Source organism: Devosia limi DSM 17137 (assembly GCF_900128975.1).
GTDB classification, from domain to species: domain Bacteria; phylum Pseudomonadota; class Alphaproteobacteria; order Rhizobiales; family Devosiaceae; genus Devosia; species Devosia limi.
In genome coordinates, this window is sequence record NZ_FQVC01000017.1 from 18,791 (window position 1) to 42,325 (window position 23,535).

General features: G+C 64.9%; 21 protein-coding genes. 14 read left to right on the forward strand and 7 right to left on the reverse strand.

What is annotated here, in order from left to right; translation table 11 throughout:
• Window positions 1-98: 98 nt before the first annotated feature.
• From cobA to cbiB, 4 genes are read left to right on the forward strand one after another with little or no spacing between them, the layout of a single operon-like run.
• Entirely contained in the window at window positions 99-938 is an 840-nt protein-coding gene (gene cobA / locus BUA69_RS19020) for a uroporphyrinogen-III C-methyltransferase (protein ID WP_046134508.1), read from the forward strand.
• The gene (locus BUA69_RS19025; protein WP_046134509.1) at window positions 931-2,220 is read left to right on the forward strand and encodes a cobyrinic acid a,c-diamide synthase CobB; all 1,290 of its coding nucleotides are present in this window, start codon (window positions 931-933) and stop codon (window positions 2,218-2,220) included. The genes cobA and BUA69_RS19025 overlap by 8 nt, the downstream gene beginning before the upstream one ends.
• A 7-nt stretch (window positions 2,221-2,227) precedes the next feature.
• Window positions 2,228-3,691 carry a cobyric acid synthase gene (locus BUA69_RS19030; protein WP_143154592.1) on the forward strand — a complete coding sequence of 488 codons (1,464 nt, stop codon included), beginning with the start codon at window positions 2,228-2,230 and terminating at the stop codon, window positions 3,689-3,691.
• Entirely contained in the window at window positions 3,688-4,653 is a 966-nt protein-coding gene (gene cbiB, locus BUA69_RS19035; protein ID WP_046134511.1) for an adenosylcobinamide-phosphate synthase CbiB, read from the forward strand. The genes BUA69_RS19030 and cbiB overlap by 4 nt, the downstream gene beginning before the upstream one ends.
• Here the strand turns inward: cbiB and cobU are convergent.
• On the reverse strand, window positions 4,650-5,204 hold the full coding sequence (gene cobU, locus BUA69_RS19040) for a bifunctional adenosylcobinamide kinase/adenosylcobinamide-phosphate guanylyltransferase (RefSeq protein WP_072866640.1): 555 nt from the start codon (window positions 5,202-5,204) through the stop codon (window positions 4,650-4,652). The genes cbiB and cobU overlap by 4 nt on opposite strands.
• 169 nt (window positions 5,205-5,373) lie before the next feature.
• On the opposite strand from cobU, the gene BUA69_RS19045 reads away from it, so the two are divergent.
• Genes BUA69_RS19045 through edd form a run of 4 tightly spaced genes read left to right on the forward strand, consistent with a single transcriptional unit; the run spans window position 5,374 to window position 10,401 of the window.
• Window positions 5,374-6,315: a glucosamine kinase nucleotide-binding domain-containing protein gene (locus BUA69_RS19045; protein WP_046134512.1), complete on the forward strand. Its 942-nt coding sequence runs from the start codon at window positions 5,374-5,376 to the stop codon at window positions 6,313-6,315.
• Between the two features lie 27 nt (window positions 6,316-6,342).
• A complete protein-coding gene (gene zwf / locus BUA69_RS19050; RefSeq protein WP_046134513.1) occupies window positions 6,343-7,824 on the forward strand; it encodes a glucose-6-phosphate dehydrogenase in 1,482 nt (493 codons plus the stop codon).
• Window positions 7,825-8,526, forward strand: coding sequence for a 6-phosphogluconolactonase (gene pgl, locus BUA69_RS19055; RefSeq protein WP_046134514.1), 702 nt, complete (start codon window positions 7,825-7,827; stop codon window positions 8,524-8,526). It abuts the gene before it with no gap.
• Between the two features lie 60 nt (window positions 8,527-8,586).
• Window positions 8,587-10,401: a phosphogluconate dehydratase gene (edd, locus tag BUA69_RS19060; RefSeq protein WP_046134515.1), complete on the forward strand. Its 1,815-nt coding sequence runs from the start codon at window positions 8,587-8,589 to the stop codon at window positions 10,399-10,401.
• Here edd and BUA69_RS19065 read toward each other — a convergent pair whose 3' ends face one another.
• Window positions 10,402-11,532 carry a citrate synthase gene (locus BUA69_RS19065; RefSeq protein WP_046134516.1) on the reverse strand — a complete coding sequence of 377 codons (1,131 nt, stop codon included), beginning with the start codon at window positions 11,530-11,532 and terminating at the stop codon, window positions 10,402-10,404. It abuts the gene before it with no gap.
• Window positions 11,533-11,616: 84 nt separating this feature from the next.
• Between BUA69_RS19065 and BUA69_RS19070 the strand changes: the two genes are divergently transcribed.
• Window positions 11,617-12,693 (forward strand): citrate synthase/methylcitrate synthase, encoded by a 1,077-nt coding sequence (locus BUA69_RS19070; protein WP_046134517.1) that lies wholly within the window; start codon window positions 11,617-11,619, stop codon window positions 12,691-12,693.
• Here the strand turns inward: BUA69_RS19070 and BUA69_RS19075 are convergent.
• The 3 genes from BUA69_RS19075 to BUA69_RS19085 all read right to left on the reverse strand — a co-directional run bounded on the left by BUA69_RS19075 (window position 12,669) and on the right by BUA69_RS19085 (window position 18,195).
• Window positions 12,669-14,234: a VOC family protein gene (locus tag BUA69_RS19075; protein ID WP_046134518.1), complete on the reverse strand. Its 1,566-nt coding sequence runs from the start codon at window positions 14,232-14,234 to the stop codon at window positions 12,669-12,671. The genes BUA69_RS19070 and BUA69_RS19075 overlap by 25 nt on opposite strands.
• A complete protein-coding gene (gene mutL / locus BUA69_RS19080) occupies window positions 14,234-16,048 on the reverse strand; it encodes a DNA mismatch repair endonuclease MutL (RefSeq protein ID WP_046134519.1) in 1,815 nt (604 codons plus the stop codon). The genes BUA69_RS19075 and mutL overlap by 1 nt, the downstream gene beginning before the upstream one ends.
• A 1,007-nt stretch (window positions 16,049-17,055) precedes the next feature.
• Window positions 17,056-18,195, reverse strand: a complete 1,140-nt coding sequence (locus BUA69_RS19085; protein ID WP_201777459.1) for an SLAC1 family transporter — start codon at window positions 18,193-18,195, stop codon at window positions 17,056-17,058.
• Window positions 18,196-18,297: 102 nt separating this feature from the next.
• On the opposite strand from BUA69_RS19085, the gene BUA69_RS19090 reads away from it, so the two are divergent.
• From BUA69_RS19090 to fabV, 3 genes are all read left to right on the forward strand, one after another.
• Window positions 18,298-19,185: a LysR family transcriptional regulator gene (locus tag BUA69_RS19090; RefSeq protein ID WP_046135491.1), complete on the forward strand. Its 888-nt coding sequence runs from the start codon at window positions 18,298-18,300 to the stop codon at window positions 19,183-19,185.
• Between the two features lie 32 nt (window positions 19,186-19,217).
• On the forward strand, window positions 19,218-19,673 hold the full coding sequence (locus tag BUA69_RS19095) for a nucleoside deaminase (protein ID WP_143154593.1): 456 nt from the start codon (window positions 19,218-19,220) through the stop codon (window positions 19,671-19,673).
• A 91-nt stretch (window positions 19,674-19,764) separates the two neighbouring features.
• Window positions 19,765-20,928, forward strand: a complete 1,164-nt coding sequence (gene fabV / locus BUA69_RS19100) for an enoyl-ACP reductase FabV (RefSeq protein WP_046135493.1) — start codon at window positions 19,765-19,767, stop codon at window positions 20,926-20,928.
• Window positions 20,929-21,023: 95 nt separating this feature from the next.
• Here the strand turns inward: fabV and BUA69_RS19105 are convergent, their stop codons facing one another.
• Window positions 21,024-21,371, reverse strand: a complete 348-nt coding sequence (locus tag BUA69_RS19105) for a DUF1801 domain-containing protein (protein ID WP_046135494.1) — start codon at window positions 21,369-21,371, stop codon at window positions 21,024-21,026.
• Between the two features lie 180 nt (window positions 21,372-21,551).
• On the opposite strand from BUA69_RS19105, the gene BUA69_RS19110 reads away from it, so the two are divergent.
• Both BUA69_RS19110 and BUA69_RS19115 read left to right on the forward strand, forming a co-directional pair.
• Complete coding sequence (locus BUA69_RS19110) at window positions 21,552-22,007, forward strand: Lrp/AsnC family transcriptional regulator (protein WP_046135539.1); 456 nt, start codon at window positions 21,552-21,554, stop codon at window positions 22,005-22,007.
• Window positions 22,000-22,623: a LysE family translocator gene (locus tag BUA69_RS19115; protein ID WP_046135495.1), complete on the forward strand. Its 624-nt coding sequence runs from the start codon at window positions 22,000-22,002 to the stop codon at window positions 22,621-22,623. The genes BUA69_RS19110 and BUA69_RS19115 overlap by 8 nt, the downstream gene beginning before the upstream one ends.
• Here BUA69_RS19115 and BUA69_RS19120 read toward each other — a convergent pair.
• Complete coding sequence (locus BUA69_RS19120) at window positions 22,620-23,492, reverse strand: patatin-like phospholipase family protein (protein WP_046135496.1); 873 nt, start codon at window positions 23,490-23,492, stop codon at window positions 22,620-22,622. The genes BUA69_RS19115 and BUA69_RS19120 overlap by 4 nt on opposite strands.
• Window positions 23,493-23,535: the final 43 nt, after the last annotated feature.

Below are 23,535 nucleotides of genomic sequence, written 5' to 3' on the forward strand. Positions count from 1 at the left end.
CTCCCGGCACACTGCCTGTCCTCCGCGCCGGCCTCAAGGGCCGCGATGCTTTGCACCGGTGCATACCGCGCTATAAGCACGACAAATTGGGGCAACTGATGTTCGACTGGATCAAGAAACCAAAACCGCGCGCCGGCCATTTCGGTGCTTTGGATCATGCGGTCTTCCCCGCGTTCGATCCCGGTACCGTATGGCTGGTTGGCGCTGGCCCCGGCGGGCCGGGATTGCTGACGATCTTGGGGTTCCATGCCCTGGGCCAGGCCGACGTCATCGTCCACGATGCGCTGGTTTCCCCTGAGCTTCTGACGCTGGCGCCGGCGCGGGCCAAACGCGTCTTCGCCGGCAAGCGCGGCGGAAGACCTTCACCGAAGCAGGCCGATATCTCTCTGCAGCTGATCGAGCTGGCAAGAGCCGGAAAGCGGGTTCTGCGCCTCAAGGGCGGCGATCCGTTCATGTTCGGTCGCGGCGGCGAAGAAGCCGGTGCGTTAGCCAAGGCTGGCATCCGTTTCCGCATCGTTCCGGGTATTTCCGCCGGTCTGGGCGGTCTTGCCTATGCCGGCATTCCGGTGACGCATCGCGACACCAATCATGCGGTGATCTTCCTGACCGGTCATGATGACACCGGGGCCGTGCCTCAGGGCGTCGATTGGGGCGCCGTCGCCAATGCCGCCCCTGTTATCGTCATGTACATGGCGGTCAAGCATCTCGGCTCCATTGCCGAAAAGCTACTGGCTGCCGGGCGCGATAGCGCAGATCGTGTCGCCATCGTCTCCCACGCAGCCACGCAGCAGCAAAGCGTCATCCAGACCACGCTGGCCGAAGCGGGGAGCCTTACCGATGTGCCCACGCCGGCCATCGTCGTGCTCGGTCCGGTCAGCGCCTATCGGGATTCGCTCGATTGGTACGTGGATCGCGCCCGGGAGAGCATACTTGGCTAAGGGCCTGGTCATCGCGGCGCCGCGTTCCGGCTCCGGCAAGACGGTGGTCACGCTCGGCCTGCTTGCGGCTATGCGCCAGCGCGGTGTCGTTGTTGCTCCTGCCAAGACCGGTCCTGACTATATCGATCCAGCCTTTCTTGGCCGCGCTGCCCAGCGTGAGGCGGTCAATCTGGACCCATGGGCCATGTCGCCGGATCGCTTGAAACAGCTGGCGTCCATTCAGTCCACCGGGGCTGATCTCATGCTGATCGAAGGCGTCATGGGCCTGTTTGATGCCGCTGCCGACGGGCAGGGCTCCACGGCCGACCTCGCCGAACTGCTGGAACTACCGGTGGTCATGGTCATCGATGCCGAGCGCCAGAGCCAGTCCGTCGCGCCATTGCTTGCCGGGTTCGCCAATTGGCGGGCCGGCGTGCGGGTTGGCGGCGTCATCCTCAATCGCGTTGCCTCGGCCAAACATGAGCGGATGCTGATTGATGCCATCGAGGCTACGGGCATTCCATGCCTCGGCGCCATTCCTCGCAATGCCGAACTGGTTATTCCAGAGCGCCATCTCGGTCTGGTGCTGCCGGGCGAGGTCGATGGCTTTGAGCCCTTCCTCGCCGCCGCTGCGCAAACCATGGGCAGCTATGTCGATCTACCGGCGCTGCTGGCTTTGGCTGCACCCCTGGCGGAGGCCGAAATATCGGTGCCGCCCCTCGCGCCCCTCGGCCAGCGGATCGCCATCGCCCGCGATGCCGCCTTTGCCTTTCTGTACCCGCACCTGCTGGATGGCTGGCGTGCCGCCGGTGCCGAACTCAGCTTCTTCTCGCCGCTGGCCGACGAAGTGCCGTCAGCCATCGCCGATGCCGTATTCCTGCCCGGTGGCTATCCGGAACTCCACGGTGCCACACTCGCTGCCGCGGCCCGATTCAAGGCTGGTCTCTCCGCCGCTGCCCACCGCGGCGCACTGATCTATGGCGAATGCGGGGGCTTCATGGCCTTGGGCGAGGCGCTGGTCGACAAGGCCGGCTGTTCGCATGCCATGACGGGCCTCTTGCCCGTCGTCACCCGCATTGACCGGCCCAAGCGCATCCTCGGCTATCGCCGCATGACCCAATCGGGCGCACTGCCCTGGCCCGCCCAGCTGACCGGCCATGAATTTCACTATTCCTCCGCCAAACAATCGCGCCTGCCGCCATTGTTTCTGGCCAATGACGCGCGCGGCGAGGCGCTGCCGCCGATGGGCGCTGCCATCGGCAATGTCATGGGGTCTTACGCCCACGTCATCGATGCGGCATAAGCGGGCCATGGCCAAGTCGCTGATGTTCATGGGTACCGGTTCCGATGTCGGCAAATCGCTTGTGGTCGCCGGCCTATGCCGCGCCTTTGCCAATCGCGGCCTGAAGGTCGCGCCGTTCAAGCCGCAAAACATGTCCAACAACGCCGCCGTCACCGCCGATGGCGGCGAAATCGGCCGCGCCCAGGCACTCCAGGCCCGCGCTGCCCGCCGCGAACCGCTGACCACGATGAACCCGGTCCTGCTCAAGCCCGAGCAGGAGACCGGCGCGCAACTGGTGGTCCGCGGCCAGCGCCGTAGCTCGATGTCCGCGCGGGATTATTTCGCTCGCCGCGCGGTGTTGCTGCCCGAAGTGCTGACGGCATTTGCCGAGCTCGCGGCTGATGCCGACCTGGTGCTTGTGGAGGGGGCAGGCAGCGCTTCCGAAGTCAATCTTCGGGCCAATGACATCGCCAATTTCGGCTTCGCCCAGGCCGCCAATGTGCCGGTCGTGGTCATCGGCGATATCAATCGCGGGGGCGTCATCGCCGCGCTGGTCGGCACTTTCGCGGTGATAGCGCCGACCGATGCCGAATTGATCGTGGCCACGTTGATCAACAGGTTCCAGGGCGACCCCACCCTGTTCGATGCTGGCAAGACGTTCATCGCCGAGCGTACCGGCGTGCCTTGCCTGGGCCCGATCCCCTATTTCGCCGAAGCGGCACGGCTGCCGGCGGAAGACGTCATGGCGCTTGACGCGCCCACGACCGGAAGCGGGGGCGCATATCGCATTGCCGTGCCCCGCCTGCCGCGCATCGCCAATTTCGACGATCTTGACCCCCTGAGCGCCGAACCCGGCGTCGACGTGGTGATTGTCGAGCCGGGGCGGCCAATTCCGCGTGCCGACCTGATCATTATCCCCGGCTCAAAGGCGACACGGGCAGATCTGGCTGCCCTGCGGCAGCAAGGTTGGGACATTGATATCCTCGCCCATCACCGGCTTGGGGGTAGCGTGCTCGGCATTTGTGGCGGCTATCAGATGCTGGGCAGAACCATCGCCGATCCCGACGGCATCGAAGGTGCCCCGGGCAAGAGCGAAGGGCTGGGCCTGCTGGATGTCGAAACGGTGCTGACGCCGGTCAAGCAATTGCGGGTTGAGCAGGCGCATGATGCGGGCTCGGGCCTGCCGATTGCGGGCTACCACATGCATATGGGCGAGACCTCGGGCGGCGACCGTGCACGGCCTTTTGCCAATGTGTCGGGCGAGCCCGAAGGTGCCATCAGCGCCGATGGGCTGGTGTCCGGGACCTATCTGCATGGCCTCTTTGCCGCCGATGAATTCCGGCGCAGTTTCATTGGCAACGCAGCCAGTGCCGATCTCGATTACGAAGCCGGGGTGGATGCGGTGCTCGATGCGCTGGCGCAGCACCTTGAAACCCATCTCGATCTCGATGCGCTTCTGGCGCTCGCCCAGCCTGTCCGGACCCTGCCATGAACTTCGTGATCGCCGCCCTTGCCCTGATCATCGAGCGCCGCCTGGGCTATCCCCAGCAATTGGTCAGCAGCATCGGCCACCCGGTGATGTGGTTTGGCAAGCTGATCGATTTCATGGAGCGTGGTGTCGACAAGCGCGAGCGAACCCCACGCCAACGCCGTGATGCCGGCATTTTTACACTGGCTGTCTTGCTGTTGGTGGCATTGGCCGTAACGCTGCTGGTCCAGCAGGTCACGCGCTCGGTTCCCCAAGGCTGGATTCTCGAGGTTTTGCTGGCGACACCCTTCCTGGCGCAGAAGGAGCTCGGCCGCGCCGTTCATGCGGTGGCGGATGCCCTGCAGTCGTCGCTCGCTGAGGGCCGCGAAGCGGTCAGCGAGATTGTCGGGCGCGATCCGCAGGCACTCGACGAGGCCGGGGTGTCCCGCGCCGCCATCGAAACGCTGGCGGAGAGCACTTCGGACGGGGTGATTGCGCCGTTGTTCTGGCTGCTGGTGCTGGGGCTGCCAGGCATCGTGCTCTACAAGGCCATCAACACCGCCGACTCGATGATTGGCCACCTCAACGAGCGCTATCGCCATTATGGCTGGGCCGCCGCCAAGCTGGATGATCTGGTCAACTGGATCCCGGCGCGACTGACGCTGGTGCTGGTGACTATGGCCTGCTTCTTTGTTCCCCATGCCAGCCCCGGCATGGCCTGGACAACGGCCCGCCGTGATGCGCGCAAGCATGCTTCGCCCAATTCCGGCTGGCCGGAAGCCGCCTTTGCCGGGGCATTGGGTTTTTCGCTCGGCGGTCCGCGCAGCTATGATGGCGAGATTGTTGACCTGCCGGCCTTCGGCACCGGCAAGCGGGCGCTGGTTTATAGCGACATCCTGCGGGCGCTGGTGCTGTACCGCATGACCCTCAACGTCACGCTGGCGTTGACAGCTGCCATCGCCATTCTCTGGCTGATTGCTGCCTAGGCATCGCTCTTGGGCGGCGGCTGCACGAGAGGCGCTTCCCCCTTGAGCGTCATCGGCAGGCCGGCAACGATGAAATAGACGTCATCGCAGAGCTCCGCCAGGCGTTGGTGTGCCGCACCGGCAAGGTCGCGGAAAGTGCGGGACATCGCATTGTCGGGCACGATCCCCAGGCCGACCTCATTGCTGACCAGCACGATCTTGACGTCCTGCAATGCCATCAATGTTGCCAGCAGTTCATCGACTGCATGGGCAACGTTGTCGCCGGCGACGAGCAGATTGGTGATCCACAGCGTCAGGCAATCGACCATGATGACGTCGTGATGATTTGCAGCTGCTATCAGCGCCTTGGACAGTGCAATCGGCTCTTCGATGGTGGCGAAATGGGCGGCGCGGCTGCGACGGTGGCTTTCGACACGGTCGCGCATTTCCGCGTCCAGCGCCTGTGCCGTTGCCAGATAGGCCGGGCGATGTCCCGATCGCATGGTGAGTCGTTCGGCAAAAGTGGTTTTCCCCGAGCGCGCACCGCCCAAAACCAGCACATGTCGTGTCATCGTATTCCCCTTCGATAATGGCCCGGTGCGCTGCGCAGGCGGGCCATGCAGGCATGGCGCCTGGCAGACGAAATTCGCCGCTTATTCTACTTTCGTCTTAGCATCTTTCGCATTATGGTCCGCGCCGAACCGACACTCTAGAATCTGTCAAATCTGCGGAGGCGACTGCGTGCCCAAATACTATCTTGGCGTTGATGGTGGTGGCACCAATTGCCGCGTGCGTCTGGCTGACGAGAATCTCGTAACCCTCGCCGAAGTCAAGAACGGACGCTCCAATCTGCAGATTGACGAGGGCGGACCCGCTTTCAAGGCAATCAGCGACGGCACCCGCGATGTATTCGCCGCTGCCGGTGTCGATTTCGCCGAAACCGCCAACACCTTTGCCTGCTTCGGCATGGCCGGTGGACGCATGCACACTGCGCGCGATAATTTCGCGGCGCGGCCATGGCCCTTTGCCAGCGTCAAGGTTTACGACGATATCGATATTGCCCATGCCGGCGCCCTGGGTGGCGAAGACGGGGCCGTCATCATCGTTGGCACCGGCTCTGCCGCGTTGGCCATCGTCAATGGTCAGCGCCATCAGGCCGGGGGCTGGGGTTTCCAGATCGGCGATCAGATGTCGGGGGCGATACTGGGCCGCGAACTGGTGCGCCATGCGGTGGAGGCCGAGGACGGCCTGGCGTTGGCCTCGCCTCTGACCAAGGCCGTTATCGCGGCGCTGGGGGGCGACAATCAGGGCGTCATGACCTGGTCGTTCGGCACCGATGAGAATGTCCGTATTGTCGGCAATGACGGTTCGGAAGGCCATGACAACCTGCTGATCGGCAGGGCTCCCGCCGAATTCGGCCGCCTGATGCCGCTGTTTTTTGAACATTTCGAGCGGGGCGATCCGGTCGCCCGCACGCTGATGGATCTGCAGCTGTCTTATATCGACACCTATGCCAACTGGTTCAAGGCACGCGATGCCCGGGTCATGGCGGTCGTCGGCGGCTTTGGGCAGCGCCTCTTCCCGCTGTTGCAGGAGCGTTACGGCGATTTTGTCGCCCTGCCGCTCTATGAGCCGTTGCATGGCGCGGTCATTCTCGCCAAACAGAACTTTGCTTCCGCCTGATCGTTTGCCAATAAAGGACTTAGCCTCGTGTCCAGTCGTATCATTCCGGTCCAGCCCTTTGACTATGTGGTGTTCGGCGCCACCGGTGACCTGACCAAACGCAAACTGATTCCGGCGTTGTATCACCGTTTCAAAGACGGGCAGTTCGACGAGCAGTCCCGCATCATCGGTGCGTCGCGCTCCAAGCTGAGTTCTGCCGATTTCCAGCAGGCCGCTCGCGATGCCATCGCCCAGTTCGTCGAGAAGGACTATCAGGACGAGGCGGTTATCGAGCGCTTCATCAAGATTTTCTCCTATGTGCCGGTCGACGCGACCAACCCGGAAGGCTCGGGTGATCTGGGCAAGGAATTGCGTGACGATCCCAAGGTGGTGCGCGCCTTCTATCTGGCCGTGGCGCCTGATCTGTTCGAGCCGATCGCCGAATACCTGCTGCAGAAGAAGCTCTATCGCCGTGACGCCCGCGTCGTGATCGAGAAGCCGCTGGGGCACGATCTGGCCTCGTCGATGGAAATCAACGATGGCGTGGCCAGGATCTTCAAGGAAGATCAGGTTTACCGCATCGACCATTATCTCGGCAAAGAGACGGTGCAGAACCTGTTGGCCCTGCGCTTCGCCAATACGCTGTTCGAACCCATCTGGAATTCGGCCCATATCGACCACGTGCAGCTGACCGTGGCGGAATCGGTCGGCGCTGGCACGCGCGGCTATTACGACGAGAGCGGCGCGCTCCGCGACATGATCCAGAACCATATGCTGCAGCTGCTGTGCCTCGTGGCCATGGAGCCGCCCGCCAGCGACGATGCCAATGCGCTGCGCGACGAAAAGCTCAAGGTACTGCGCGCGCTCAAGCCGATCACCAATGGCGAAGTCGCCAAGAATACCGTTCGCGGCCAGTACAAGGGCGTGAAGTCGGAAACCACTTCGGTGGCCGGCTATCAGGACGAATTGCCCGAGGACAAGAAGGGCAGCCGCACCGAGACGTTCGTGGCGCTCAAGGCCGAGGTCGAGAACTGGCGTTGGGCCGGCGTGCCGTTCTATTTCCGCACCGGCAAGCGCATGGCGCAGCGCGTTTCGGAAATCTGCATCCAGTTCAAGCCGATCCCGCATTCGATCTTCGACCATGCAGAAGGGGCGCCCAAGGCCAATAAGCTGATCATCCGCCTGCAGCCTGACGAAGGCGTCAAGCTGATGATGATGATCAAGGATCCGGGGCCGGGCGGCATGCGCCTGCGCGAAGTGCCGCTCAATCTGAGCTTTGCCCAGACGTTCTCGGAGCGTACACCTGAAGCCTATGAGCGCCTGCTGATGGACGTGATCCGTGGCAGCCAGGCACTGTTCATGCGCCGCGACGAACTCGAGGCCGCCTGGAACTGGGTCGACCCGATCCGCCATGCCTGGGACCGCTCGAGCGATGCGCCACAGAGCTATGTTGCGGGCACCTGGGGCCCCAGCGGCGCCATTGCCCTGATCGAACGTGACGGACGCACCTGGTATGAGGACGATATTTAAGTGACACAAGCTCTCGATCGCCGCAGCTTTGCCGACAAGCCGACCCTGGCCAAGGAACTGGCCGAGGCCGTTGCCGACCGCATTCGCACGGCCATCGCCGAGCGTGGCATGGCGGCGATTGCCGTCAGCGGCGGTTCGACCCCAGCCCGCTTCTTCCAGACACTGGGCAAGACCAAGGATATCGACTGGTCCAAGGTCATCGTGACGCTGGTCGACGAACGCTGGGTCGATGAAACCAGCGAGCGTTCCAATGCCTTGCTGGTCAACGAAAAGATGCTGCAGGGCCCGGCCGCAACCGCCCGGTTCTTCCCGCTCTATTCGGGAGGCGACGAGCCGACCGCTGCGGCGGTGGCCAAGACCAACGCGCTCCTGGCCGGCTTGCCGACGCCGTTTGCCGCTGTCGTGCTGGGCATGGGCAGCGACGGGCATACTGCTTCCTTCTTCCCCGGTGGCGATACCCTGGCCGAGGCGCTGTCGGCGCCGGGGCCGGCCATTGCCATTCGGGCGCCTGGCGCGGGCGAACCGCGCATCACCTTTACCCTTCCGCGTCTTCTGGACACGGATGGGCTCTACCTCCACATCGAAGGGGAGGAAAAGGCCGGCGTTCTCGACGCTGCGCTGGGCGATGGTCCCATCGAGGACATGCCCATCCGCGCCGTGTTGCGCTCCGGCCAGACTGTAACCGTCTACTGGTGCCCATAGTCCCCGGGGCGGTCCCAAATCGACCGCCCTGGCCACTTGCGGCTCCATAAAGGAGCTCAAATGTCTGTCCGCAAATCCGTCCAGGATGTTACCGACCGTATCACCGCGCGCAGCCGCGATACGCGCCGCGATTACCTCAACCGGCTCGACGCCGCCCGCGAAGCCGGCGTTTATCGCTCGGCCCTCTCCTGCGGGAATCTGGCCCATGGCTTTGCCGCCTGCTCGCCCTCCGAAAAGGCGGCGCTGGCCGGCAACAAGGCGCTCAATCTGGGGATCGTGACGAGCTACAACGACATGCTCTCCGCCCACCAGCCCTATCAATTCTATCCGGATATCATCAAGGCCGTGGCCCGCGAGATCGGCGCGACCGCCCAGGTCGCCGGTGGCGTGCCGGCGATGTGCGATGGCGTGACCCAGGGCCAGCCGGGCATGGACCTGTCGTTGTTTTCGCGCGACGTCATTGCCATGGCGACGGCGATCTCGCTCAGCCACAATATGTTCGACGCCGCCGTCTATCTGGGCATTTGCGACAAGATCGTCCCGGGCCTGCTGATCGGTGCGCTGACCTTTGGTCACCTGCCGGCTGTTTTCGTCCCCGCCGGGCCGATGCCATCGGGCCTGCCGAACGACGAAAAGAGCCGCATCCGTCAGCTCTATATGGAGGGCAAGGTCGGCCGCGCCGAACTGCTCGAAGCGGAAGCCAAGTCCTACCATTCGGCCGGCACCTGCACCTTCTATGGCACGGCCAATTCCAATCAGATGCTGATGGAAATCATGGGCCTGCACCTGCCGGGCTCCAGCTTCGTCAATCCGGGCACCCCGCTGCGCGATGCGCTGACCCGCGAAGCCACGATCCGGGCGCTGTCGCTGACCGCACAGGGCAATGACTATACCCCGGTCGGGCACGTCATCGACGAGAAGAGCATCGTCAATGGCCTCGTTGGTCTGCACGCGACGGGCGGTTCGACCAACCACACCATGCACCTGATCGCTATCGCGGCTGCAGCTGGCCTGCAGATCACCTGGGATGACATGAGCGACCTGTCCGACGCGACCCCGCTGCTGGCGCGCGTCTATCCCAATGGCGTGGCTGACGTGAACCATTTCCACGCCGCTGGCGGCATGGGCTTCCTGATCCAGGAACTGCTGGCAAGCGGGCACCTGCACGAGGACGTCAAGACCGTGTGGGGCAATGGGCTGTCCGGCTATACCGTCGAAGCCAAGCTGATCGAGGACAAGCTGGCCTTTGAGGCCTCGCCCAAGCAATCGGCGCTGCCCAAGGTGCTGACCGGCGTTGCAACGCCGTTCCAGGAGACCGGTGGGCTCAAGCTGCTGACCGGCAATCTCGGTCGGTCGGTGATCAAGGTGTCGGCGGTCAAGCCCGAACACCGGGTGATCGAGGCGCCGGCGCGGGTGTTCCATGGGCAGGAAGGCCTGCAGGCGGCGTTCAAGGCCGGCGAGTTGACCGGCGACATGATTGCCGTGGTGCGCTTCTCCGGCCCCCGTGCCGTGGGCATGCCGGAACTGCACAAGCTGACCCCGGCGCTCGGCGTGCTGCAGGATCGCGGCTTCAAGGTGGCGCTGCTCACCGATGGCCGCATGTCGGGCGCTTCGGGCAAGGTGCCGGCGGCGATCCACATGACCCCGGAGGCAGTCGATGGCGGCGCGATCTCCAAGATCCGCGATGGTGACATGATCCGCCTCGATGCCAATGAAGGGACGCTGACTTTCCTCGGCGACGAGCGCGAATTTTTCGCCCGCACCCCGGCAACCGAAGACCTGCGCCGCGAGCATTACGGCATGGGCCGCGAGCTTTTCGCCGGGTTCCGCAGCCTCGTCGGTGTTGCCGATCGCGGCGCCAGCGTCTTCCAGTAATCAGCCAATCGGCGCGGGCCCGACATAATGGGCCCGCGGCCGGATCAATGCGCCGCTCTCGGCCTGTTCCAGGGCATGAGCCAGCCAGCCAATGGTCCGGCCCAGGGCGAAGAGCGTTAGCGGCGCCGTCTGCGGCAGATCGAAGGCTGCCGCGAGCGCAGCCAGCGCAAAATCGATATTGGGGCGTTCGCCGACCGCCGTTTCGCCAGCCGCTGACAGGCCCTGATAGAGGGGCGGCAGCGCAAAATGCTGCATCAGTTCCAGGCCTCGCACATCGCCATCCGGATAGAGTCGATGACCGAAACAGGGCAGGGCCCGGCCCTGCGCCAGATAAGAACGCGCTGCGCCTTCGGGGCCAAGCCGTTCCGCGACCACGACCAGATCCTGCATTGCCGCCGCCGCGCCGCCATGTCGGGGCCCGCTGAGCGTGGCCAGACCGGCCAGCACCGCTGCCGCCAGGGATGCGCCAGTTGAGGCGGCGACGCGAGTGGCGAAGGTCGAGGCATTGAGTTCGTGCTCGGCCAGCAGCACCAGGGCGCGGCGCAGCATGTCGGCGGCCTCCGGGCGCTGCCAGTGCATTGCCAGCCGCTCATGCAGCGGACCGCTCTGGCGGCCGGTGACCGCAGCGCCAACCGCGCCGACCACGCGCGCGGCCTCCCGATGCAGCACGGCGGGGCTGCGCTCCAGTGAGGGCATGTCGGTGGCTGCCAATTGGGCGAGGGCTATGAAGGCGGGGGTGATGCCTTCGCCCGACGCCGGAATCGCAATGGATTGGAAAATCACAGGGCCGCTTTGCCAGAGCAGCGCCGCGACCGTTTCGAGATCGGCATGGCGGGAGAGGGCGGCAGCATCTTCGCCGCGATAGAACAGCCGTCCGTCGATCACGGTTGAAATGGCCGTGTTGAGCACCGGATCGCCCCAGGCGATGGACTGGGCGGCGACGGTCTCGGCCTTGCGACGGCCACGCTGGCGGGCGGCGAGGCGCTCGACATCCTCGCTGCTGTAGAGACTGCGGCGCGGATCGGCGGGATCTGGTTTGGCGGCAATGCGGCCACGGCTGACATTGGCGTAAAGCGTCTGTGGCTTGGTGCCCAATCGGGCGAGTGCAGCTTCGGCAGTGACCCAGCCCATATTTCCCCACATTGATCATTCGCATCAAGATTGACGTCAATCTTGATTGATCTCATGTACCCCAGCAACACAGGAGAACGCAACATGGCCTCTGGACTGGACGATGTGATCGCCGCCGAAACCACCCTCTCGGATGTGGACGGCGCCAATGGGATTCTGGTGATCCGGGGCCGCTCGCTCGATGATCTGGCGCGCACCGCCCGCTACGAAGATGTGTTGGCGCTGCTGCTCGGCAATTTTCTCGGTAAAGAAACCCCTCTCATCCAGTCCGAACTCGGCGTGGCCCGCGCCGCCGTGTTCACCCATCTTGCTGCCGTCGATGCCACAATCCTGGCGCTGACGCCGATTGAAGCCCTGCGTGCACTTATGGCACGGCTGGCGGATGGGGAGGATAAAGCGGTGGCCCTGCAGCTGATCGCCGCTCCGGCCGTGTTCACCGCCGGCCTGCTGCGTCTGCGCCAGGGACTGCAGCCGGTTGCGCCGGATGCGGGCCTAGGTCATGCCGCCGACATGCTGCGCATGCTGACCGGCGAGACGCCCAATGTGGCGCAGGTGCGGGCGCTGGACACTTACCTGGTGACCGTTTCCGACCATGGCCTCAATGCCTCGACCTTTGCCGCCCGCGTGGTGGCCTCGACGCGGGCAGGGCTGACTTCGGCGGTACTGGCGGCACTCGGGGCGCTCAAGGGGCCGCTGCATGGTGGGGCGCCGGGGCCGGTGCTCGATATGCTCGACGCCATCGGTGAGGGCGACAATGCCGAGGCCTGGCTGGGGGCCGAACTCGCCGGAGGCGGACGGCTGATGGGCTTTGGCCATCGCATCTACCGGGTGCGTGACCCCCGCGCCGATGCGCTCAAGGCGGCATTGGCAGAGCTGAAACTGGCCGGGCAGACGCCGGGTGAGCGGCTGGCGCTGGCCGAGGCGACGGAAGTGGCAGCGCTCAAGCTGTTGCGGTTGAAGAAGCCTGACCGGCGGCTGGAAACCAATGTGGAATTCTACACGGCGCTGTTGCTGGAGGCCCTCGGATTGCCGCGCGAGGCCTTTACCTGTGTTTTTGCTGCCGGTCGGGTCGGCGGCTGGGTAGCGCATGCCCGCGAACAGATCGACCACGGACGGCTGATCCGCCCGCAGTCACGCTATATCGGCCCAGCTGCGGCCTGAGCCTGCAACCATTCCGCGATCGCCGGGGCGTCGTGGTCGGAGAGGGCGTGGCCGGCGTCGAGGGTTTTGACGGTGACCGTGGCGCCGGCGGCCTTGAGGGTGGCAGCGAGGTCGTCGCCATTGCCGCGATAGGGATCGTGCTGGCCGAGGACGATCAGGATGGCGGTGCCGGAGAGGTCGGCTGCGGGGACGTCCTTGAGCACCTGCACGGGGCGGAGCAGCACGGCGCGGCGGATCAGGCCGGGATGCAGCAACAGGGCCGCGCCCATGAGGTTGGCGCCGTTGGAATAGCCGAGCGCCGTCATCTTGTCGGCGTCGAGCTGATAGGCGGACCGGGCGTCCTCGAGAAAGGCTTCCAGCGCGCCGGATTCAAAGCGGATGTCGGCCTGGTCGAATTGCATCGGGGCGGGGCTGCGGAACCAGCGCTGCACACCGCTTTCGGTGCTGCGTCCGCGCAGGCCGAGCAGCACTGCATTGGGGGCGACCCGGCGCGCCAGCGGCATCAGGTCGGCCTCGTTGCCACCGGTGCCGTGCAGCAGGACGATGGTCTGGCCGTCGGGATGCTCGGGGGTCTGGAGGCGGTGGATGTAATGCAGGTCGCGATAGACGACGCGCTCCTCGCCCGGCAGGCCGAACTGGGGCAGGAGGGCAATGATGTCAGCGGCCTCGGCAGCGGCGTCGGGCGGCACGAAAAGCGTGCTGCCCAGCGTTTCCAGCGGCTCGTCGAGCGTGAATCCCGGGCCGTCCGTGGCAAGCTCGATCAGCACGCCCCCAGGCTCGCGGACGTAGAGCGAGGTGAAATAATTGCGGTCGTGCAGGTTGGTCAGGCTGGAATTGCGCTTGGCCAGGTCGCGCTCGACGGCATGGACGGCTTCGGCATCGGGGGCCCGGAAGGCGATGTGATCGGCGGAGCCGGGGCCGGGGGCGCCGCGCCAGAAGCCGGTGGCATCGCGGATATCGACCGTGTCGCCGATATCGGACACGAGCCGCTCGGTGGTGCCGTCGCGGCCAGCGGGGCGGAAGCCGAAATGGTTGCTGATGAACGCCGTGGTCTGCTCGGGCGTGGCCGAGAGAATGGTGGCGCCGCGAATGCGCCTGATGGCGTGTTCGGGCGGTATATCGCTGGCCTTGGGTGCGTCGAGCGGCGGCAAATTGGCGCCGACCAGCTTGATGACCACGCCATCGGGATCGCGCAGCCGCAATTCGGTTTCGCCAAAGGCCTGCCCGGTGCCCTCGACCTTGACCTGGTGGCGCAGCGCCCGTTCCAGCCAGAAGCCGATGCTGGCCGGATCGATTGCCAGCCCGATCTCGCTGACCTGCCCCTCGCCGGCACGGCCGGGGGAGCCATCCTGCCAGACGAGGAAGGTGAGCAGCGAGCCGGGATTGGCGGCATAATCGCCATAGAACAGATGCAGCTGGCGCGGGTCTTCATAGCCGCCGGTGCGCTTGACCAGCCGCAGGCCGAGAAAGCCGACATAGAAATCGACATTGGCCTGCACATTGGCGGTGATCAGGGTGATGTGGTGAATGCCACTGGTCATCAGCGGCTCCGTCCGAACAGGCGTTCGATATCGCGCTTCTTGAGCTCGACATAGGTGGGACGCCCATGGATGCACTGGCCGGAATGGGGCGTGGCCTCCATGTCGCGCAGCAGCGCATTCATCTCGTCGACCCGCAGGCGGCGTCCTGAACGCACCGAGCCATGGCAGGCCATGCGGCCGATGATCTCGTCCATCCGGTCGCTGATGGCGGTGCTGCTATCCCATTCGGCGAGGCCATCGGCGAGATCGCGAATGAGCCCGGAAATATCGGTCTGGCCGAGCAGGGCCGGGGTTTCGCGCACGGCAATGGCGCGGGGGCCGAAGCGTTCGAGATAAAGCCCGAAACGCTCGAACTCCGGCGCTGCCTCTTCGAGGCGGGCGCAATCCTCTTCAGGGAGCTCGATGACCACCGGAATCAGCTGCGCCTGGCTGGCAACTGGGCCGGAGGCCAGTTGCGCCTTGAAGCGCTCATAGACCAGCCGCTCATGGGCGGCGTGCTGATCGACCAGCAGCAGGCCTTCGCCATTCTGGGCAATGATGAAATTGTCAAACATCTGCGCCCGCGCGGTCCCGAGCGGAAATTCGACCATCTCGGGGACTTCCTCGGGGCTGCTTTCCACCCTGGCGCTCGGCTCGGTAAAGCCTTCGAAGCGCGACAGCATGGCCGGCTCGATCGGGCGCGGCTGGCCAGAACTGCGCAGCAGCGGCGCGGCGCCGTACTGCGCCGGTGGCAGCTGCTGCTGCGGCGGTGGGGCGGCTTCGTAATTGGGCGTGGTGAAGGCGCCGAGCACGTCTTCGGCGACGCTGGTCGAGGCCTTGAAGCCAGCGGCGGACAACGCCTTGCCAATAGCGCGAATGACGGCGCTGCGCACGGCGCCGGGGTCGCGGAAGCGCAGCTCGGCCTTGGCGGGGTGGACATTGACGTCAACCTCGGCCGGATCGATGGCGATATAGAGGGCGACGACCGGGAAACGGTCGCGGAAGATGTAATCGGCATAAGCGGCGCGGACAGCGCCGACCAGCACCTTGTCGCGCACCGAGCGGCCGTTGACGAAGTAGAACTGGCTGAGCGAATTGGCGCGGGTATAGGTCGGCAGGCCCGCCAGGCCAGCGACGACAACGCCATGGCGGGCGGTGGCGAGGCGGACGGCATTCTGCGCGAAATCATCGCCGATAACCTGGGCCAGCCGGGCTTCGAGTGCGCCGGTGCCATTGACCGAGGGCCAGTTGGAGAGGCTGCGATCGGTGCCATTGAGCACGAAATGCACGGAAGGATTGGCCATGGCGAGGCGCTTGATCACATCGGTGATGGCGCCGCCTTCGCCGCGGTCGGTCTTGAGGAATTTGAGGCGGGCCGGCACATTGGCGAAAAGGTTCCTGACCTCGACAATGGTGCCGCGATTCATCGCCTGGGGGACCGGACCCTGGCGGACGCCGGAGCGCACATCGATGCGCAGCCCGCTTTCGGCATGGGCCGGGCGCGAGGAAATCGACAATTCGGCGACCGAGCCGATCGAGGCCAGCGCTTCGCCGCGAAAGCCCAGGGTGCGGATATCGTCGAGATCGTCGACAGAGAGTTTGGAGGTGGCGTGGCGCTCGACCGACAGCAGCAGATCGGCCTGGTCCATGCCGATGCCGTCATCCTCGATGCGGATCAGGCCCTTGCCACCGGCTGCGGTGGTGACGACGATGCGGCTGCCGCCGGCATCGATGGCATTCTCGACCAGCTCCTTGACCACACTGGCAGGGCGCTCGACCACCTCGCCGGCGGCGATGCGGTTGATCAGGTCTTCGGGTAGCTGGCGGATGGGCAAGGGCGATTCTCCTGGGCCCCAATATAGGCGATGCCTTGCCGGTTTCCGACCCGGTTCGCACACTTACCCATGCCGAATTGCCGCTACGGCTATGGCCGCGCGGGGAGGATTGGTCGGCGCCCGCTTTGTGCGGGGATGGCGAGGCTTTTGCCCCGAGCGGGTAGTCCGCAATGAAATGAGGCAAGAGCCTCGCCATCGCGCCGGTATTTTTTGTGGGACCGAACCAGGGGCGGCGGTTTTTCAGCCGATACTGACGGTGTCGCCCACCGGGACAGGACGACCCCAACCCCACCGGCATTCCCCGCACCGACCGTTCGTCGCGACCGCGCAGTAGAAGTGCGGGAATGGGGGCATTGTGGGGGAGGTGGCAGGGGGCGGGGATAAGTTTTGTTTTGTCGGAGATCGATCAACCCTCACCGGGCTGCCCGCGGGCTTGACCCGCGAGTCGGGTGCCACGAGCGCGGTGCGGTGGGGAGGCGAGTGGCCCACGGGTCAGGCCCGTGGGCAGCCCGGTGGGTGGGTTTTGGCTCGGTGGTTGCGGAGGCATACCCCCACACGCTCCGGCCTCGTGACAACCGCGGCACCCCCACCCTAACCCTCCCCCTCGAGGGGGAGGGGACGCAGACTGCGGGGGCGGTTTTGGGGTTGGGCGATGACGCCGCAACAGACTCGGCGTCACCCCGGCGAAAGCCGGGGTCCAGTTTGGGGATGCGTATAAGGAAACTGGATCCCGGTTTTCGCCGGGTTGAGGGCGTTGAGGGCCTGGTTTGGTGACGAATTTGCAGTCGTCTCCCTCCCCCTCGAGGGGGAGGGATCAAGGGTGGGGGTTCTGCGCGCCCCACACGCTCCGGCCTCGTGACAACCGCAGCGCCCCCACCCTGACCCTCCCCCTCAAGGGGGAGGGGACGCAGACTGCGGGGGCGGCGCATCCACAAACACGGCGTCGTCCCGGCGAAAGCCGGGATGACGGCGGTGGGTGGGGACGGTGTGGGCAGCAATGTGACGTCTCAATCCTCGGCCAGGCATGGTGCGGCGAAGAGGGTGCCGTGCCAGGCGCCGGCGAGGGTGCGGGTGGAGACGATGAGCCAGACTATGGCGAGGGCGGCGACGAGGATGGAGCCAAGGACCATGAAGGGCGCGAAGGGGATGAGGTGGGCGAGCTTGAGCGTGGTGACGGCATAGACGCCGAGCGGGAAGGTGAAGGCCCACCAGCCGAGGTTGAACGGCACTTCGCCACGGAAATAGCGCAGGGTTATGAGCACGGCCATCCCCAGCCACCACAGGCCATAGCCCCAGAGCAGCACGCCGATGAGGAGGCTCGCTCCGGCAATGGCATCGGCATAATGGGCCATGCCATTGGCGGCGAATACGGAAGGTCCGTGCTCGGCCAGCAGCAGCATGCCGAGGGCGCCGGTGGCGATGGGGCCGAGGGCCAGCCAGCACGAACTGGCCATTCCCGCATCCGGCAGGTTGTGGACGATCATGCGCACCACGAGCACGACCAGCAGGCCCAGCGCCAGCGGCACCGAACAGGCCCAGAGGCAATAGCTGAGCAGGGTGACGGTCAACTGATCGGCCGGGGCGAGATAGGGCACCAGCAGCGCCCCGCTGGCGGCAGCGACTTCGGCGGCGACGATCGGCAGCAGCCAGATGGCGGTCATCTGGTGGGGGGCATGGGTCTGGCGGGTGAACATCATGAATGGCACGACGATGCCGCAGGCCAGCGCCAGCCCGGCATCGAGCCACCACAGGCCATAGGCGAGCGGCACCAGCGCGGGATAGGCCGGAATGGCGAACAACACCACGCCATTGACGATGGTGGCCAGCCCCATGGGAATGCAGCCCAGCGACATCGACATGCTGGAATGGGCCAGCACGCGCTTGGCGCCGGAATAATGGGTGATCCAGCGCGTGGCGTAGAGCGCCGTAAACAGCGTGAACAGCGCGATGTTGAACAGCCAGAGGCCCATGCCGGCGGTAAACAGCAGCGGAATATCGGGGAATTGGCCGAAAGCGACCGCCAGAATGCCGGTGCCCATGGTGGCGGCAAACCAGTTGGGGGTGAACAGGCGCACCGCATCGGATGGCTTGGCCAGATGGGAGAAGGGGCGGATATTGGCGATGGCGGCAGACATTGGCATGGACATGGAGAACCTCTGCCGCGAGGCATAACGCCAAAGCGTTGATCGTTTCCAACGCATGATTTATGTGAGATCATTCGATATTATCGATTGATCTGGCGGCGCCAAATGACCCTCGAACAATTGCGGATTTTCATTGCCGTCGCCGAGCGCCAGCACATCACCCGCGCAGCACAGGCGCTGCATATGACGCAATCGGCGGTGAGTGCGGCGGTATCGGCGCTGGAGACGCGCCATGGGGTGACGCTGTTCGACCGGGTTGGACGCGCCATCGTGCTCAACGAGGCGGGGCGCACCTTCCTGCCCGAGGCGCAGGCGGTGCTCGACCGGGCCAAGGCGGCCGAAGGGGCGCTGGATGACCTGTCGCGGCTATTGCGGGGGCGGCTCTCGATCATGGCCAGCCAGACCATTGCCGATTACTGGCTGCCCCAAAGGCTGGTGGCCTATCGACAGACGCATCCGCATATCGAGCTGGATATGCGCTTTGCCAATACCGATCACGTCGCCGATGGCGTGGAGAGCGGGCTGGCCGAACTGGGGCTGGTGGAAGGGCTGGTCGAACGAGGGGCGTTGAGCGTCAGCCTGCTCGACCAGGATGAAATGATCGTGGTGGTGGCCCCGGGGCATGATTGGGCCGCGCCGGGTGTGGCCAAGGCGGCGGGATATGGCGCCAGCACCTGGGTATTGCGCGAGACCGGTTCGGGAACCCGGGCGGCGTTTGATGCGATGATCGGCAAGGCGGGGATCGATGCGGCGGCGCTCGATATCGCCATGGTGCTGCCGGGCAATGAAGCGGTGCTGGGGGCGGTCGAGGCGGGGCTGGGGGCGACGCTGGTATCGCGGGCGGTCGCGAGCGCCCGGATAGCGGCGGGACTGCTGGTGATGGTGGATCTGCCGCTGGTGCAGCGCAGTTTCTACCTGTTGCGCCACAAGGAACGCTATCGCACCAAGGCGGCGGAGGCGTTTCTGGCCATGGTGCGCGGCGACAAGGCTTGAGCAGGCAGGGCCGGACCGGCTAGAGGATGGGCATGACCGCATCACGCTCCCCGATGGATATGGCGCTGGACCTGGCCGAGGAAGCCGCAACCCATGGTGAAGCGCCGGTGGGGGCCGTGGTCATGCTGGGCGACACCATCCTCGCCGCCGAGCGCAATCGGATGAAGGCGCTCAACGATCCGACCGCGCATGCCGAAATGCTGGCCATTCGCACGGCGCTGGACAAGCGCGGCAGCGGGCGGCTGGATGGCTGCGATCTCTATGTGTCGCTGGAGCCCTGCGCCATGTGTGCAGGCGCGATTGCCCATGTACGGCTGCGGCGGGTGTATTTTGCCGCCGAGGACAGCAAGGCCGGGGCGGTGGAAAATGGCGTGCGGCTGTTCGAGCAGCCCACATGTCACCACAAGCCTGAGGTCATTGGTGGCATTGGCGCGGCCCGGGCCGAAGCCATGCTGAAGAGTTTTTTCCGGGGACTGCGGGGCGAATGAGCGCTCCCCAGCACGCCCTTTGACGATAACCGGCTAGCCGCCTGCCATTTCCCATTGTATTGCGGGACAAAGTCCCTTCGGAGCCATTGCCATGATCATCGAGCCTAAAATCCGCGGCTTTATCTGCACCACTGCCCATCCGACCGGTTGCGCGACCAATGTTCAGCGCCAGATCGACCATGTGGTGGTCAAGGGCGAAATCCCGACCGGGCCGCGCCGCGTGCTGGTTCTCGGATGCTCGACGGGCTACGGGCTGGCCTCGCGCATCGTCACCACTTTTGGCAGCAATGCCGATACGGTGGGCGTATCGTTTGAAAAGCCGCCAGCGGAAAACAAGACCGCCAGCGCCGGTTGGTACAATAACCGCGCCTTCGAGCAGCGCGCCAAGGCGGCCGGCCGCGTGGCCGTGACGGTTGAAGGCGATGCGTTCTCGGACGCCATCAAGGCCGAAGCCATCGCGGCGATCCGCGAGAATCTCGGCCAGGTCGACATGATCGTCTATAGCCTGGCCTCGCCGGTGCGCACCGATCCCAAGACCGGCGAAACCTACCGCTCGGCGATCAAGCCATTTGGCGCGCCGGTGGAAGCCAAGACGCTCAATACCGCGACCGGCGAAGTCTCGCAGGTGGTGATCGAGCCGGCGACGGAAGAGGAGGCCGCCGCCACCGTCAAGGTGATGGGTGGCGAGGACTGGCAGCTGTGGATCGCGGCGCTGAGCGAAGCGGGCGTGCTGGCCGATGGCTTTACCACGCTGAACTACACCTATCTGGGGAGCGAGCTGACCTGGCCGATCTACCACAAGGGCACGCTGGGCGTGGCCAAGGCCGATCTCGATCGGGCCGCCGGGGAAATCCGTGGTCAGTTCGGCGATAGCAGCGCCTATGTCGTGGCGCTCAAGGCGGTGGTGACACAGGCGAGCTCGGCCATTCCGGTGGTGCCGCTCTATGGCACGCTGCTGCTCAAGGTGATGGCGGAAATGGGTCTGGGCGAAGGCACGATCGAGCAGATCGATCGCCTGTTCCGCGCCAAGCTGGCCGATCCGGTGGTTGACGAGGCGCACCGCATCCGGGTTGACGACTGGGAATTGTCGGACACCGTACAGGCCGAGATGATCCGCCGCTGGCCGCTGCTGTCGACCGAGACGCTGCCGGACCTGGCCGATCTCAAGACCTACCGCGCCGAATTCCTCAAGCTGTTCGGCTTTGGCCTGGGCGGGGTCGATTACAGCCTCGACGTCGATCCGCGCGAAGTCTGATCGCGTTTGAACATAGCAAGGTCCTCGGACTTGATCCGGGGACCTTGCTGAATGCGTGCCGTATTGAGAGTGGCCCTCGGATCAGGTCCGCGAAATCAAGCCAGCGCAGCCGCCTGGGTGACATAGGCTGAAACCACGGCGGCATCGATCTGATCGGGGCTGGTGAAGCGGAGGTGGCGGCGATATTGGCCACCGCCGCGCAGGAGGCCGGCGGGATCATCGAGTTCGGCGCCGCGGGTGAATTCGAGCGTCACATGCGCGGCATAGGCGAAGATCCCGCAAAACGGGCGGGCGCCGGCATAGTACAATCCACCATATTTGACGGTTTCCTCTGCCATGGGCGCGGCGCTGCGGACCAATGCGCGCAGCGTGGTGGCGATGGCGTGATTGGTCGGGCTGGCGGTGCCGATGGCATCGATCAGGGTGTCGGGGGATTGGGACATGATGGGTATCCAGACGTGAGGTGAGGGCGAACCTGTGCCGGATTATCGATCGAGCGGCAATGGAGGATGCGCCGTCAGATTTGTCGTGTTTTCTCAGGACGCCGGTCGTTTGGGTGGTGCTTTGCAAGTTTGCAGTAAAAATTATCTTGAATATTCATCTTGGCCGGATATTATGCGGCCATGGACACAATCGACCGCAAAATCATTGCGCTGCTCACCGAGGACTCCCGCCGTTCGCTGGCTGATATCGGCGGCAGTGTCGGCATGTCGGTATCGGCCGTAAACGAACGCATCCGCCGAATGACGGCCAGTGGCGCGATCCGGCGGTTCACCGTCGATATCGATCCGCTGGCGCTGGGCCTGGGCGTACTGGCTTTCGTCTGGGTGGAGCTGGCGGGCGATGCGGACGAACAGGCGTTTCGCGACTGGGTCGCCACCGTGCCGGCAATCACCGAATGCCATCATGTGACCGGCGGCTGGTCCTACCTGACCAAGGTGCGGGTGGGCACGCTGGCCGATCTCGAGGCATTCCTCGGAAGCATCAAGGCCAGGGGATATCTGGCGCGCAGCGAGACGGTGATCGTGCTGTCGACAGTCTCGGAAACAGCGGTTGCGGCGACGCTGGATCATGCTTGAGCTGCTGTTCGCCAAGAGTTTTCTGCTGGGGCTGGCAGTTGCCGCGCCGGTCGGGCCCATCGGGGCGCTGTGCATCAATCGCACCCTGGAGCGCGGTTTCTGGGCGGGCGTGGCCGGGGGATTGGGTACGGCGATTGCCGATGCGGCTTTTGCTGTGCTGGCGGCGCTCGGATTTGCCGCCTTCGCGGCTTTGCTGGCGCGGATCAATACGCCGCTGACCCTGATCGGTGGGGTGTTCCTGATCTGGCTGGGCTGGCGCGGCCTGCAGCCACGGCCCCTCGCCATTGCCGCCAGGGTGGGGGCACTGGACCTGCTCAGCACCGTGGCGTCGACCTTTGTGCTGACCATCACCAATCCGGTGACCATCCTGTTCTTTGCCGCCATGTTTGCCGGACTGGGGCTGGGGGACAATCCCGACGCACTGAGCGCCGGCATCGTCGTGGCGGGCGTGTTCCTCGGCTCGCTGGCCTGGTGGTTCCTGCTCAGCGGCATCGTGGCTTTGTTGCGCAAGCGCCTGCCGGAAAGCTTTGCCAGATGGGTGTCGCTGATCTCGGGCGGCGTGCTGATCGCCTTTGGCATGGTGGCCATCGGCTCGGTGGTCATGCAGCTCGGCTAATTGGAGGGAATGACCGGGATCTTGCCCTGGATATAGGCCTCGACCTTGGCCTCGAGGATACGCTTGAAGCGGTCCTTTTCCTTTTCGGCATGGGTGACGATCTCGCGGACGCGCCAGAATTCCAGCGCACCGAAGGTGGTGACATGGGGGCGGATATACATGTCTGGCGGATAGGCGGCCATCATATGGGCGGTCAGCGAATGCATCATGATCTGCGCCGAGCCGAACCAGATATCGAGCGCCTTGTGGTCGGTCTTGGTAATGCCCTCGGACGGGTCGCCATTGACGTCGATGCCGATGAGGAAATCGGTATCGATATCGGCCTGGTCGAGCGGCAGCGGATTGACCACGCCGCCATCCACCAGCATGTGATTGGCATAGACCACGGGTTTGAACAGGCTCGGAATGGCGATGGAGCCGGCAATCGCGGGGCGCAGCAGGCCGCTATTGAACACCACCTGGTGCCAGGACTGGAAATCGGTCGCCACCACATAGAGCGGGATCTTGAGATCCTTGAACTCCAGCGGGAACATCTCCGGGGTAAAGCTGTCGACGATGCTGGTGGCGTCGAGCTGCATCGAGATGCCGTTCTTGAGAATGCCGCCAATGCCGCGGATCTGGGTGGCCCAGAGCTTGCCGGCAATGATGCGCATGGTCCCCAACACGTTGAAGGCGTGCTCGCGGATGTCTTCGCCGGTCATCCCAGCGGCCCAGCCAGCGCCGATCAATGCGCCAATCGAGGTGCCGGAAATGACGCTGGGCCTGATCCCCAGCTCATCCATGGCTTCGATATAGGGGATATGGGTGAGCCCGCGGGCCGAACCGCCACCCAGTGCAACCCCGATGCGTGGACCTGAACTGGTCGACATGCGGCTCCCCTCAACGTCTTTCGGGCGCAGCTGGCTCGCAACC

Bases quoted from the DNA above. Each gene is read 5' to 3' on its own strand.
- fabV (WP_046135493.1), top strand. From the start codon at position 19,765: ATGATCATCGAGCCTAAAATCCGCGGCTTTATCTGCACCACTGCCCAT.
- BUA69_RS19075 (WP_046134518.1), bottom strand. From the start codon at position 14,234: ATGACCAGTGGCATTCACCACATCACCCTGATCACCGCCAATGTGCAG.
- BUA69_RS19090 (WP_046135491.1), top strand. From the start codon at position 18,298: ATGACCCTCGAACAATTGCGGATTTTCATTGCCGTCGCCGAGCGCCAG.
- BUA69_RS19115 (WP_046135495.1), top strand. From the start codon at position 22,000: ATGCTTGAGCTGCTGTTCGCCAAGAGTTTTCTGCTGGGGCTGGCAGTT.
- BUA69_RS19095 (WP_143154593.1), top strand. From the start codon at position 19,218: ATGACCGCATCACGCTCCCCGATGGATATGGCGCTGGACCTGGCCGAG.
- cobA (WP_046134508.1), top strand. From the start codon at position 99: ATGTTCGACTGGATCAAGAAACCAAAACCGCGCGCCGGCCATTTCGGT.
- edd (WP_046134515.1), top strand. From the start codon at position 8,587: ATGTCTGTCCGCAAATCCGTCCAGGATGTTACCGACCGTATCACCGCG.
- BUA69_RS19065 (WP_046134516.1), bottom strand. From the start codon at position 11,532: ATGGGCTGGGTCACTGCCGAAGCTGCACTCGCCCGATTGGGCACCAAG.
- BUA69_RS19120 (WP_046135496.1), bottom strand. From the start codon at position 23,492: ATGTCGACCAGTTCAGGTCCACGCATCGGGGTTGCACTGGGTGGCGGT.
- BUA69_RS19070 (WP_046134517.1), top strand. From the start codon at position 11,617: ATGGCCTCTGGACTGGACGATGTGATCGCCGCCGAAACCACCCTCTCG.
- BUA69_RS19110 (WP_046135539.1), top strand. From the start codon at position 21,552: ATGGACACAATCGACCGCAAAATCATTGCGCTGCTCACCGAGGACTCC.
- cobU (WP_072866640.1), bottom strand. From the start codon at position 5,204: ATGACACGACATGTGCTGGTTTTGGGCGGTGCGCGCTCGGGGAAAACC.
- cbiB (WP_046134511.1), top strand. From the start codon at position 3,688: ATGAACTTCGTGATCGCCGCCCTTGCCCTGATCATCGAGCGCCGCCTG.
- BUA69_RS19085 (WP_201777459.1), bottom strand. From the start codon at position 18,195: ATGTCCATGCCAATGTCTGCCGCCATCGCCAATATCCGCCCCTTCTCC.
- BUA69_RS19030 (WP_143154592.1), top strand. From the start codon at position 2,228: ATGGCCAAGTCGCTGATGTTCATGGGTACCGGTTCCGATGTCGGCAAA.
- BUA69_RS19105 (WP_046135494.1), bottom strand. From the start codon at position 21,371: ATGTCCCAATCCCCCGACACCCTGATCGATGCCATCGGCACCGCCAGC.